Below are 12,574 nucleotides of genomic sequence, written 5' to 3' on the forward strand. Positions count from 1 at the left end.
CTAACCTAAGTTAGGTGAGCCTCAACTACTACATTCGAGGGTGACTTTGATCGCCTTGCATCGAGGAGGAGCACCCATGCGGGTCGCGTTGTTCGGGTACCAGACCTGGGGTCATCGGACGCTTAAGGCGCTGCTCTCGTCGCCGCACGAGGTGGTCCTCGTAGTCACCCATCCGCGAAGCGACCACGCGTACGAGAAGATCTGGTCCGACTCGGTGGCCGAGCTGGCCGAGTCGCACGGGGTCCCGGTGCTGCTGCGCAGCCGGCCGGAGGACCTGGTGGTGCCGCTGAAGGAGGCGGACCCGGACATCATCGTGGCCAACAACTGGCGGACCTGGCTGCCGCCCGACGTGTTCTCGTCGCCCCGGCACGGAACCCTGAACGTGCACGACTCGCTGCTGCCGGCCTACGCGGGCTTCTCCCCGCTGATCTGGGCCCTGATCAACGGCGAGACCGAGGTCGGGGTGACCGCCCACATGATGGACGCCTCGCTGGACGGCGGCGACATCGTGCTGCAGCGGTCCGTGCCGGTCGGCCCGCACGACACCGCGACGGACCTGTTCCACCGGACGGTCGACCTGATCGGGCCGATCACCGTGGACGCGCTCGGACTGATCGAGAGCGGCCGGGCCCGGCTCGTGCCCCAGGACCGGTCCAGGGCCAGCTTCTTCCACAAGCGGTCCATTGAGGACAGTCGGATCGACTGGCGGTGGCCGGCCGAGGACATCGAGCGCCTGATCCGCGCCCAGTCGGACCCGTACCCGAACGCCTTCACCTTCCGTGGCGAGGAAAAGATCCGAGTGGTCAAGGCCTCGGTGTCGGACGGGCGCTACGGCGGGACACCGGGCCGGATCTTCATCCGCGAAGGCGACGGAGTGGTGATCGTCGCCGGCGCGGACGCCCGAACCGGCCGGAACCACGGCCTGGTGGTCGAGCGAATCCGTCTGGACGACAACACCGAACTCCTGGCGACGGAGTACTTCCGCCCCTTGGGCGGGTACTTGGCCTAGTCCTCGAAGAGAGAACCTTGGGCCAGATCCGCGCCGGCGGCTCGCCACCAGTCCGACTGGGCCTGGGTGGTGACGCCGTCCACGATCATCTCCACCCCGGAGAGGTGGACCAGGCTGGGCAGTTCGAGCAGCGCGTGGGTGACCGGTGAGCCTGGCACGGGCTCCCGGTCGACCAGCCAGCGGGCGATCCGGACCGCGCGCAACGGCAGGTCCTCCACGCACACCAGGTCGCCGGCCACCGCACCGAAGTTCCGGGCCACCGCTTGGACTCCGTTCTCCGCCAACGTACGGAGGTTGTCCATCGCCTCGCCGTTCGCGGCCAGCAGGGCGTCCACCGGCATGCCGAGCCAGAGCCGCTGCGGCGACACCGCGGTCTCCTTCAGCACCCGGCCGACTTCGCCGACCAGGTCCGCGTCCGAGGACTGGCTGGCCGTCAGGTTCACGCTCAACGGCAGGTCACGTCCCCAGCGGAGATGTTCGCAGGCGGTCCGCAGCAGCCACGGGCCCAGCGCGAGGATCAGGCCGGTCTCGTCGGCCAACTCCAGGCACTGGTCGCCGCACACCACGCCGTGCTCCGGGTGATCCCAGCGCAACACCGCTTCGGTGCCGACGATCGCCCTGTCCGACAGGCGGACGATGGGCCGGTACACCACGGCCAACTCGCCGCTCTCCCACGCTCCCGGCATCTCCGCGGCGAGGCTAAACGCCTTGCGGTCCTTGGCGTGCTGGTCGGGGTGGAACAACTCCCACTGGCGGCGGCCGTTGCCTTTCGCCCGCCGTAACGTCATGTCCGAGGCACGAAGCAGGTCCGCCGCGTCCATTCCTCGCGGCGGGCGGTGCACCACGCCGATCGACGCCGTCGCGGCCACGCCGTGGCCCTGGATGTAGACGGGCTCGGAGAGTTCCTCGTTGATCCTGGTGATCATGGCCAGCACGTCCGGTGTGGCCGCGGTGTTCTCGACCAGGACGAGGAACTCGTCGCCGTCGAACTTGGCCACCATCGCCTTCTCGGCCGACACCAGCGTCTTCAGCCGTTCGGACACCGACTGCAGCAGGCGGTCGCCGACCTCCCGGCCGAGGCCGCCGGTGATCAGCGAGAACGCGTCCAGGTCCAGGTGGAACAGGGTGATCCCGGTGACCGGGTCGGCCCGGCGCAGCACGCCTTCCAGGTGTGTGGTGAAGAACTGGCGGTTCGGCAGGCCGGTGAGCACGTCGTGCAGGGCCTGGCGGCTCAGTTCGTTCTGCAGAAGAGTGAGCTCGGTGCTGTCCTCGACGACCGTCACGAAGTGGTCGGGGTCGTCCGTGCCGTCGTGCAGGATCGTGGCGGTCAGCGTGACTCGGGAGATCTCGCCGTCGCCGCGGACAAGTCGCAAACTGCGTCGGATCCGCAGGTGGTCGCCGTCGCGCAGGGCCTGGTACGACTCCTTCAGGTAGGTCTCCTCGGCCGGGTGCACCAGGTCGAAGACGGTGAGCGCGGCCAGTTCCTCTGGCGGGTAGTCCACGATCTCACTGAAGGCGCCGTTGGTTCGGACGAAACCGCCGTCCGGGTTGAGGATCACGATCCCGCTGGACGAACAGGAGGCCACCTCGTCGAACGTGGCCTCGCTGATCCGCTGGTGTCCATGGGTGTTCTCGACCGCCGTCAGCAGCGCGTCGCGGAGTTCTTCCTGCTGGTCGAAAGTGGTGGACCGCAACAACTCCGCGGCCCGTGCCGCGATCGCGCCGACCAGTTCGACGACCTTCTCGGCCAGCCGCGGCACGCCGCTCAGCTCGGTCACCGACAGCAGGGACTTGCCCAGAACGTCTACTGTGTACCGAATGCTCTCCGCGCCCGAACAGTTCAGCTTGGCCAGTCGCTCGGTGATCCTCGCGGCCACCCCGTCGGCGTCCGTCGGGTCGCGACGCAACGCCGCGACCACTTGATCAAGTAGGTCCAGCAACTGGCGCTCCAGCTCGTCCTGCGACAACGGCACGTAGTTCGTCGCCGAGATCAGGCTCGCCCACTTCCGGGCGAGCTTGTGTCGCTCTCGAACACCGCGACGGTGGGAGGCATCCGGGAGCGGGGAGGTCGGCTCTTGCCGAGGCACCAAAAAAGCCTACCGAGGGTCGTCCCAGACCTACCACTATTTGGTTAAGCGTTCAACCTAATGGTCCAATCGGGGGACCCGTCGCGTCACCCCGCGCGACTGTTCACTGCTTCACCGTGAACGACGGTCCCCCTCATGCGTCGCACGAGGGGGACCGAATGTTTCACGCGTTGGCCATCTCCAGCTCGGCCGCGGCCCGGTTCTCCTTGCGCAGCGCGACGATCCCACTGAGTGAGATGATCACGCCGATCGCGGCGATCCCGGCGACCACCGCCAGGCCCGGGAAGTAGCTCGCCAGGAGCTGGCTCGACGTGGCCTTCGCCCCGCCGGTCTCGTTCGCGGTCACCACGGCGGTGACGACGGCGAGGCCGATGGCGCCGCCGACCTGCAGCGAGGTGTTCAGCAGACCCGAGGCCAGACCCTGCTCCTCGTTGCGGACACCGGACGTGGCCTGGATGTTCAGCGACGTGAAGCACAGCGCACAGCTGATCCCGAGCAGGATCATGCACGGCAGGATCACGCCGACCAGATCGGGTGTCACGTCCACCCCCAGGAAGAACGCGTACCCGGCGACCAGCGAGACGAACCCGACCAGGATCAGCCGTGCGGTGCCGAACCGTTCGACGATCCCGGCCATCTTCGTGGAACTGACCGCGACGATCACCGCGGCCGGCAGGAACGCCAGCGCGGTCTGCAGTGCCGTCCAGCCGAGCAACCGCTGCATGTACTGCATCACCACGAACTGGAACCCGACGTACGACCCGAAGAAGATCATCGCGCCGAGGTTCGCCCGCACCAGCGACCCGGACCGCAGAATCCCCAGGCGTACCAACGGGTGGCTGCTGCGCCGCTCGATGGTCACGAACGCCACGAGCAAGGCGATGACGACCACGAACGAGCCGATGGTCATCGCCGACGCCCAGCCCTCCTCGGGCGCCTGGACGATCGTGTAGACCAACAGCAGCATGGCCGCGGTCGCGGTGACCGCGCCGCCAAGGTCGTAGCCGCGGCCGTTGCGCGCGGGTTTGCCGTCGTTCGGCACGAACTTCAGCGCGGCGATCAGGACAATGAGCGCGACCGGGCCGGGCAGCAGCAGCGGGTACCGCCAGCCGACCTCGGTGAGCAGGCCGGACAGCACCAGGCCGAGCGAGAAGCCGCTGGCGCCGGTCACCGAGAAGATGCTCAGCGCCTTGTTGCGCGCCGGGCCCTCCTCGAAGGTCGTGGTGATGATGGACAGGGCGGCGGGCGCGGTGAACGCGGCGGCCACCCCCTTGACAAACCGGGCCGCGATCAACAGTTCGGGGGTGTTGACCAGCCCGCCGAGCAGAGACCCGACGGCGAACACCGCGAGCGCGGTGATCAGGACGCGACGCCGGCCGAGCAGGTCGGCGGCCCGGCCGCCGAGCAGCAGCAGGCCGCCGTAGCCCAGGACGTAACCGCTGACCACCCACTGCAGGGCGGAAGTCGTCATGTTGAGGTCGGTACGAATGGAGGGGAGAGCCACGCCGACCATGGAGATGTCCAGCGCGTCCAGGAACAACGCGCCGCACAGGACCACGAGCGTGCCCCACAGTCGGGGTCCCCAGCGCACGTCTGACGTGGAAGTAGCAGTCGATGACTCGATCACGGCGACGACCCTATACATGCACGTGCATTGAGTGCAAGTGCATTAAATGCGTTTGCACAAGATGCACCTGCAGTGTAGGGTGGGCCGCATGGTCGCCGATGACGCCGCCAACCCGCTTGTCTGCGAATGGCGGGACTTGCTGTCCGTCCACGCACGGACCTGGTGCGCGCTCGAGCGTGAGCTGAACGAGCGGCACGGCCTGGGCGCCAGCGAGTTCGAGGTGCTGGACAGGCTCATCCAGTCCTGCAAGCCGTCCTGGCGGGTGCAGGAACTGGCCGGTGAGATCCACCTTAGCCAAAGCGCGCTGTCCCGGCTCATCGCCCGGCTGGAGAAGGACGGCCTGGTCATGCGCGGGATGTGCGCGGAAGACCGCCGTGGGATCTACGTCTCCCCCACCGAAGCCGGCCGCGCGAAGCACGCCGAAGCGGTCGCGACGCACCGCGCGGTCCTGGCCGAGTACTTCGTCCGGTCAGCCCCACGCGACCAGGTCGGGCCGCTTGGGCAGGACGTGGTCGCCTGACGACTCGCCGCGCAACCGGCGTCGTACCCACGGCAGCGCGTGCTCACGGCTCCACTGCAAGTTCGCCGCACGCCGCTCACGCGGGCTGACCACCGGTTTCGGGCCGATGTCCGTGTGCGCCAACTTGTGCGGCACGCCAAGGAGATCGAGGAACGCGATCGCCACCTCGTTGTGTCCCAGGGCGTTCAGGTGCAGCCGGTCGGGTGCCCACAGCCGGCGGTCGCGCAGCTGGCGCATGGCGAACATGTCCACGACCAGGGCGCCCCGCCGGGCCGCGATGATCCGGGTGAACTCGTTGAAGATCGCCACCCGGCCGCGGACCTTGCGGAACAGGCCGTCCTCGACCCCGTCCACGCCGGTGAACAGCACCACCTGCGCGCCGGTGTCCGCCAGCCGGACGATCGCGTCCTCATAGCGGTCCATCAGCGCGTCGATGTCCACCGACGGCCGGATCAGGTCGTTGCCGCCCGCGTACAACGTGACCAGGTTCGGCCCAAGGGCAAGCGCACGGTCGAGCTGCTCGGCCAGCACCTGCCGGAGCAGCTTGCCGCGAACGGCGAGATTGGCGTAGCGGAAACCGGGATCGTGCGCGGCCAGCTGCTCGGCCGCGCGATCCGCCCAACCCCGGACACCGTTCGGGAACGACGGGTCGTCGTCACCGACTCCCTCGGTGAACGAGTCACCGAGACTCACCAGACGCGTACTCATGCGCCGAGCCTAGTGATCAGAGCAGGCCCATCTGCATGGCGCGGACCCCGGCCTGGAACCGGCTGCGGGCGTCCAGCTCGACCATGGCCGAGGCCACGTCTCCCCGAACAGTCCGCACGCTGACCCCGAGCCGGCGGGCGATCGCGTCGTCGGTGAGGCCCTGCGCCAACATCCGCAGCACCAACTCGTGCCGGGACCGGGTCGGCGGTGCCTTCCGGACCTGGCTGACCGCGACACTCTGCACCCACAGCCGGTCCGCCAGCGCGGCCAACGAGCTCAGCTCGGTGTCGTCGCGGACCACCCGGCCGGAGCCGGCCTCGTCCACCACCACACCGACCAGGCCGTCCACCACCACCGCCCGCACCGGCACGTTCTCCGCGACCCGGGGCCCGACACCGCGATTGGCCAGCCACATCGCGAACGACGTCGCCGCCACGTCCGCCTTCCAGACCGCGCGCAGCCCCGCGCCCCGCCGCAGCACACCTTCGGCTATGTGCTCGGCGAACTCGAACGACCGCGGGTCGTAGCACGGCGCCAGCACCACGATCTCGTTTCGCACCCGGGCCGCGAGGCGCTCGACGACCGCGGTGACTTCGTCCATATCGAACAGTGGCGTGGCGTCGTCCAGTCGGCCGGTGGTCTGCTCGTGCAACGACACGAACGTCTCCACCGCCGCGGCCGTGGGCATCCGCCCGCCCCCCAGGCGGCTCGCGGCCAGCGCCGGCAGCGCCAGGCAGGGCTGTACCGCGCGCATCGCACCCACTTCGACTGAGGAAGCCATCACCAACCCTTCGGCGCAGAGCTCCGCCAACACAGCGGCGGCCCGCTCCGGCGGCCACGCCAGCGCTCGCGCCAGCTCGTCCGGCTGCCATCGGGGCCGGGTCAGCATGGCCCGGTACCCGATCTCAGCTTGGCCGCCCACACCAAGCCTGTGGCTCTTCATGCTCGCCTCACCCTCAGCAGCGTCTTCACCTCGAAAGAGGCCCGCCACCCCACCGAAATACCGGCGCCGCCCCAACCTGGTGCCCCAGCACTGCTCCCCAACCCGCGGCCACGCCCGGCGACGATCTTACGAGACTGCCGGTGTGCCCGCTGGATTCTCGGCAATACGGCTGACCCAGCTTCGACCGGCCGGTATTTGCTCGCTGTACAGCCAGGTTCCGCCACACGCGGCAACCGGTTGCGACCCCCCGTAACCCTCGGCCGCAAAGGACGCACGTGTAAATTCGGTAAACCTGGCAATTATCGCTTGTGGACCTTCCCGAAGGCGACGCGCGCCGGGGTTCATCGCCACGACCGCATCGCCTCCCTCCATTACGCCGGCGCCCCCTCCAGGTGCCCGCACGTCCACGTCGTCGGCTTGCCGCGATCCCCTTGGCTCGCTGTCACCAGCGCGTGCAGGGGCGCCGCGCGCGTGCGTAAACGCGCCGTGCACTGCGGAATGTAGTACCAGGAACGCCCACACAGGTAGGACTGTTGGAGTGACCTGGCTGATTGGCAACAGGGAATACCGGGTAGCCGGCGAACCCACAAGACTGTTAACCGGACCGACATCATCCGTGAACTCCGCGATCGTGGTTGAACGTTGTTTTTCCGCGCCCCACCGGGCCGTCCGGATCATCCGGCCATTGTTGGACCGGCTGGGAAATCAATAGGTCCGCGGGCCAGGGCAGGCCAGCGGGCCGGAAACCGCCGGACCGTCCAATCCGGACGTCATACTGGGATTGACATCGTTGTCGTCCACTGTGGAAATTCGTTCGGCGACAACAGCGATACACTGCGCGACCGACCCGGCCCCGATTACCTGAAGCAATCGTTTGCAGGATCGGCCGCGGAATACTCCGGACGTCATTTGTTCAGATCCCGAACAAAGTCTGGCGACAGACAACCCTGAGTGTGACCTGGATCACAAGCTGACGGTTTCCTGACTGTCAATAAAACGGCAACGAACCGGAAATTCCCCCAGGCGGGTGAGCGGGCTAATGCGGGCGCGCTGCCCTTTCGAGCAGGCAGGATGGCGGTATGAAGGTGCGGATCGGAGTGGGATACGGGTCGCTCGCCGGGTTCACCGAGGCGGTCGACCATGCCGAGGCAGTGGGCGTCGACTCACTGTGGTTGTCCGAAGTCGTGTTCTCCCAGCAGGTCGACCCGTTCATCGGGATGGCGCACGCGCTGGCCCGGACGACGAACCTGAAAGTCGGCACGGGTGTCGCTGTGCTGCCCGGCCGGCACCCGGTGCTCGTCGCCAAACAGCTCGTTTCCCTGGCCGCGCTCACCCCCAAGCGGGTGCTCCCGGTGTTCGGACTACAGCCCGCGCGCCGGCCGGAACGCCAGGCGTTCCCGGTCACCGGCAACCGCGCGGCCGTGTTCGACGAGACCCTCCGGGCCGTCCGAACCCTGCTGGAACAGGACGAAGTGACGTTCCACGGCGACTTCTGGACCATCGAGGGCGCCCGCCTGGCACCCAAACCCAGCAAGCCACTGGACATCTGGCTGGGCGGGTCCGCACCAGCCGGCCTGACCCGCGTCGGCCGCCTCGCCGACGGCTGGCTCGGCAGCTTCCTCACCCCGGCACAGGCCGGCGAGGCCCGTGAAACGATCAAACGGGCAGCCGACGAGGCCGGCCGGGAGATCGAGGAAGACCACTACGGCATGAGCATCGCGATCGCCACCGACGGCATCCCGCCCGCACTCGCCGCGTTGGCGCGGGAACGGCGGCCGGACACCGATCCCGGCGACGTGATACCGACCGGCTGGGGCGGCACCCGCGACCTCGTCCAGCGGTACGTCGACGCCGGGATCACCAAGTTCGTCATCCGGCCCACCACCGCACCGGACGACTTCACCGCCTTCCTGGACGAGTTCGTGACCGAACTGATGCCACTACAGAACTAGTGGAGCCCGACGTACGTGACGAAGAAGCCGGACGTGGTGAAGGCCGGTGACAACGGCTGGTAGCAGACCACGCGTAACGGCCAGGTGGCATCGGCGTGATCGTGCCGGCGGGATAGCTGAGCGTCGGCCCGGCGACCCAGGTGGCGAACCCGAACGTGTCCGGCACCGCGGCCTGCGCGGGCGCAGCGGCCGGCACGGACACGCCGAGCGCGAGCGCCGCCGCCATCGCGAGTTTTCTGAGTCTGCTCATGGATTCGAGCGTCAGTCGCGGCCGGGCGGGCGGACAGGGCCACTCATCGACCAGAACCGGCCGTTAGTGGCCCAGACCTTGCGCCGACCGGCTGCGGTTACGGATGGTTGATATCCGTCGCCTCAATGGGGAGGTCAGATGTTCACCCAGCAGACCGCGCCCGTGGCCGGATCGCTCGGTTGGTCCGCGCTCGTCGCCACTCTGCCTTTGCTGACAGTGTTCCTGTTGCTGGGTGTGGTGCGTACCAAGGCGTACGTGGCCGCGCTGACCGGCTTGGCGGTGGCGCTCATCGTCGGGATCGCCGTCTACGGGATGCCGGTCGTCCAGGCGTTGTCCAGCGCGGTACAGGGCGCGGTCTTCGGGTTGTTCCCCATCCTGTGGATCGTGGTGAACGCACTGTGGATCTATCGGATGACGGTGTACACCCGGCACTTCGACGTGCTGCGCCGGTCGTTCGGCCAGGTGTCGTCGGACAACCGGATCCAGGGCCTGATCGTGGCGTTCTGCTTCGGGGCGTTGATGGAGGCGCTGGCTGGATTCGGCGCGCCGGTCGCGATCAGCTCGGTGATGCTCGTGGCGCTGGGCTTCTCGCCGCTGCGCGCGGCCGCCGTGTCGTTGGTGGCGAACACCGCGCCGGTCGCGTTCGGCGCGATGGCGACGCCGGTGATCACGCTGGCCCAGGTCACCGGGCTGCCGCTGTCCGTCGTGTCCTCTGTGGTCGGTCGGCAGACGCCGGTGCTGGCCCTGTTCGTGCCGCTGTTGCTGGTGTTCATCATCGACGGGAAGCGTGGCGTGCGCGAGACCTGGCTGCCGGCGCTGGTGTGCGGGGTCGCCTTCGCCATCGCGCAGTTCGCCGTGTCCAACTACGTGGCGCCCGAGTTGGCGGACATCGCCGCCTCGCTCGTCAGCGCGGGCGCTCTGGTACTCACGATCCGGACGCGCACCCGCGTTCCGGCCGGCGGGCCGCCCGCCGAGGAGTCCACTTCGGACTCACGGCCCGATGTGGTCAAGGCGTACGCCCCCTACGGGATCATCATCGTGATCTTCGCGCTCGGCCAGGTGCCGGCGATCAAGGCGTGGCTGTCCCAAGCGACGCTGGCGTTCCACTGGCCACTGCTGGACGTGCACGGCCCGAACGGGAAACCCGTTTCCGGCAACACGTTCTCGTTACCGCTGCTCAACACCGGCGGCACGCTGGTGTTGATCGCCGGCGTCATCACGGCCGTGGTCCTACGGCTGTCAGCCCGGACCGCGCTGACCGAGTGGGGCCGGACCGTGCACGAACTGCGGTTCGCGATCCTGACCGTGACCGGGGTACTCGCCTTGGCGTACGTGATGAACCTGTCCGGACAGACCACGACCATCGGCTTCTTCATCGCCGGCGCCGGGGCGGCGCTGGCGTTCCTCTCCCCGGTCCTCGGCTGGTTCGGCGTGGCGGTGTCCGGTTCGGACACATCGGCGAACGCGCTGTTCGGGGCGTTGCAGGTGACCGCGGCCGGACGAACCGGGCTGCTGCCGGAACTGCTGGCCGCGGCGAACAGCTCCGGCGGCGTGCTCGGGAAGATGATCTCCCCGCAGAACCTGACCATCGCGGCGGCCGCGGCACAGCTCCCAGGGTCGGAGAGTGCGATGCTGCGCAAGGTCCTGCCATGGAGCATCGCGTTGCTGCTGGTGATGTGCCTGCTGGTCGTGCTGCAGAGCGGTTCAGTGCTCGGCTGGATGCTGCCCTAGAACTGTCACGACCGCGTCGGTCAGCTCTTCGGCGTACCGGCCGTCCGGATCCAGGTCGGGGTCGAAGATGGCCAGGTTGAAGCCGACACACCGAGGGTCGGCGAGCAACGGCCGCAGCAGCTCCACCAGTTCCGGGTAGCTCAGGCCGCCCGGATCCGGCGCGTCCACCGCCGGCAGGACCTCGATGTCGAGCACGTCCGCGTCCAGGTGCACCCAGAAGCCGTCGAGCCCGTCGAACTTCGCCAGCGTGGCCGCGGCGACCTCGGCCGGGCCCTCGGCCTGGATCCGCGGCGACGTCCACGCGGCGATGCCCGCCTCGGCCAGGTTGGGGACGTCCTCGTCGTCGTCGCGGTGGCCGAGTACGACGATGTCGCTGTCCTGGACGTACGGCCCGAAGCCGTCGATGTCCGTGACGTCGGCCTGGCCACGGCCGGTCAGCAGCGCGAGGGTCGCGGCAGCCGCGGCACCCACCCGTCCAGCCTGGGTCACGCGCAGGAAGTCGGCACTGCCGTCCAGGTACGCGAGTCCGTAACGGCCGCGGCGCCGCAGGGCCAGCGCGGGTGCGAACAGGATGCTGCAGTCACCACCCAGCACGACCGGGAACTCCTGGGCGTCAAGGAGTACGTCGATCCGCTCGGCGAGCCGGCGCGTGTACCGGGCGATGCCTTCGGCGTTGAACAGGCCGTCCCCGGACGACCACCCGCTGATGTCGTACCTCGGCGGCACCACGTAACCGCCGTCCCGCGCGCCGATCCGAGTCAACAACCCCTGGTCCCGTACGGCACCCGCGAGCTTGTAGCACCCCGGCACGACACCGGGCGCCGGCATCCGCAGGCCCAGGTTGGACGGCGCGTCCAGGACGACGATCGAGTTCATTGGAGCACCTTAGCCAACAGGGCGGACCCTGTTGGCCAAGGTGACGGGGTGTCAGCTGATCTCGTACGGGTCGCCGTAGACCTTCCACTTCAACGGGGTGTTGAGGTCGAAGTTCTTGTTCTTCAGGAACACGCGCTGCTCGGTGTCCACCCGGCTGGTGTCCGAGTGGGCCTCCTCCTGCTTCATCGCCCACACGCGGGCGTCGAGGAACGCGTTCAGCCACGCGGTCTCGTCGCCGCCCTGGGCCGGCGGCTTGGCCTTGCCCAGCGCGCGCTTGCGAATGTTCTTGAAGCTCGTCTTGTCGTCGCCGTCGCCGTGCATCACGATCGCGTCGTAGTACATGAACTGGCCGAGGGCGCGCACGCCGTCCGCCTTGCCCTGGGACACAGCCGGGTTGAAGTACACCCGGTCGCGTTCCGACTCCTGGGAGTCCTGGAACACCTTGTCCTTGGCCGCGGTCTTCCAGTCCTTCGGGTAGTTCGGGTCCAGGCCCTTGTGCGAGTCGGAGCCGTCCACCTTCTTCAGCGCCGGCAGGTACTTGGCCAGGATGTTGCCCGGCTTGCGTTTGGTGTACTCCTGGACCAGTTCCAGCATGTCGTGCGTGCCGGAGCAGAAGCCGATGATGCCCGCTGTGTAGCCGCGGCCGTCATGGATGTCCTCGATGTACTTGAACTGGGCGCGCCAGTCCAGTGACGAGTTCTCCGCGCTGGACACGAGTTCCATCGCGATTTCCTTCTTGGCGGGGTCGTCCAGGTTGGCCGCGGAGGCGTGCGCGACCGTGGCTGAGAAACCCAGGCACGCAACGGAAACCGTTGCGAGAAGCCGGGCGCGCCACCTTGACGGGAGTTTCACGAAATCCTCCTTGCAGGGC

The 12,574-nt window shown here is 68.3% G+C and carries 10 protein-coding genes; 4 read left to right on the forward strand and 6 right to left on the reverse strand.

Translation table 11 applies throughout. The annotated features are described in order from the left end of the window. Positions 1 to 76 precede the first annotated feature (76 nt). Entirely contained in the window at positions 77 to 1,009 is a 933-nt protein-coding gene (locus EV192_RS12580; RefSeq protein ID WP_132114563.1) for a methionyl-tRNA formyltransferase, read from the forward strand. On the opposite strand, the gene EV192_RS12585 is transcribed toward EV192_RS12580, so the two are convergent. Together EV192_RS12585 and EV192_RS12590 are read right to left on the reverse strand one after the other, a co-directional pair. Next, positions 1,006 to 3,096 (reverse strand): putative bifunctional diguanylate cyclase/phosphodiesterase, encoded by a 2,091-nt coding sequence (locus EV192_RS12585; protein WP_132114565.1) that lies wholly within the window; start codon positions 3,094 to 3,096, stop codon positions 1,006 to 1,008. The two genes, EV192_RS12580 and EV192_RS12585, sit on opposite strands and share 4 nt — an antisense overlap. A 163-nt stretch (positions 3,097 to 3,259) precedes the next feature. After that, a complete protein-coding gene (locus EV192_RS12590) occupies positions 3,260 to 4,720 on the reverse strand; it encodes an MFS transporter (protein WP_243726832.1) in 1,461 nt (486 codons plus the stop codon). A 91-nt stretch (positions 4,721 to 4,811) separates the two neighbouring features. Between EV192_RS12590 and EV192_RS12595 the strand changes: the two genes are divergently transcribed. Further along, the gene (locus tag EV192_RS12595) at positions 4,812 to 5,243 is read left to right on the forward strand and encodes a MarR family transcriptional regulator (protein WP_132114569.1); all 432 of its coding nucleotides are present in this window, start codon (positions 4,812 to 4,814) and stop codon (positions 5,241 to 5,243) included. Here the strand turns inward: EV192_RS12595 and EV192_RS12600 are convergent. Together EV192_RS12600 and EV192_RS12605 are read right to left on the reverse strand one after the other, a co-directional pair. Next, entirely contained in the window at positions 5,193 to 5,951 is a 759-nt protein-coding gene (locus tag EV192_RS12600) for an SGNH/GDSL hydrolase family protein (protein WP_132114571.1), read from the reverse strand. The two genes, EV192_RS12595 and EV192_RS12600, sit on opposite strands and share 51 nt — an antisense overlap. Positions 5,952 to 5,967: 16 nt before the next feature. Next, positions 5,968 to 6,894: a helix-turn-helix transcriptional regulator gene (locus EV192_RS12605; protein WP_132114573.1), complete on the reverse strand. Its 927-nt coding sequence runs from the start codon at positions 6,892 to 6,894 to the stop codon at positions 5,968 to 5,970. Between the two features lie 1,079 nt (positions 6,895 to 7,973). On the opposite strand from EV192_RS12605, the gene EV192_RS12610 reads away from it, so the two are divergent. Together EV192_RS12610 and EV192_RS12615 are read left to right on the forward strand one after the other, a co-directional pair. Further along, the gene (locus EV192_RS12610; RefSeq protein ID WP_132114575.1) at positions 7,974 to 8,846 is read left to right on the forward strand and encodes a TIGR03854 family LLM class F420-dependent oxidoreductase; all 873 of its coding nucleotides are present in this window, start codon (positions 7,974 to 7,976) and stop codon (positions 8,844 to 8,846) included. A 388-nt stretch (positions 8,847 to 9,234) separates the two neighbouring features. Continuing rightward, positions 9,235 to 10,827: an L-lactate permease gene (locus EV192_RS12615; RefSeq protein WP_132114578.1), complete on the forward strand. Its 1,593-nt coding sequence runs from the start codon at positions 9,235 to 9,237 to the stop codon at positions 10,825 to 10,827. On the opposite strand, the gene EV192_RS12620 is transcribed toward EV192_RS12615, so the two are convergent. Further along, entirely contained in the window at positions 10,801 to 11,703 is a 903-nt protein-coding gene (locus EV192_RS12620; RefSeq protein ID WP_132114580.1) for an arginase family protein, read from the reverse strand. The genes EV192_RS12615 and EV192_RS12620 overlap by 27 nt on opposite strands. Before the next feature lie 51 nt (positions 11,704 to 11,754). Next, positions 11,755 to 12,498: a chitosanase gene (locus tag EV192_RS12625; protein ID WP_243726833.1), complete on the reverse strand. Its 744-nt coding sequence runs from the start codon at positions 12,496 to 12,498 to the stop codon at positions 11,755 to 11,757. Positions 12,499 to 12,574 lie beyond the last annotated feature (76 nt).

The sequence above is a fragment of the Actinocrispum wychmicini genome (genome assembly GCF_004345645.1).
Taxonomy (GTDB): Bacteria; Actinomycetota; Actinomycetes; order Mycobacteriales; family Pseudonocardiaceae; genus Kibdelosporangium; species Kibdelosporangium wychmicini.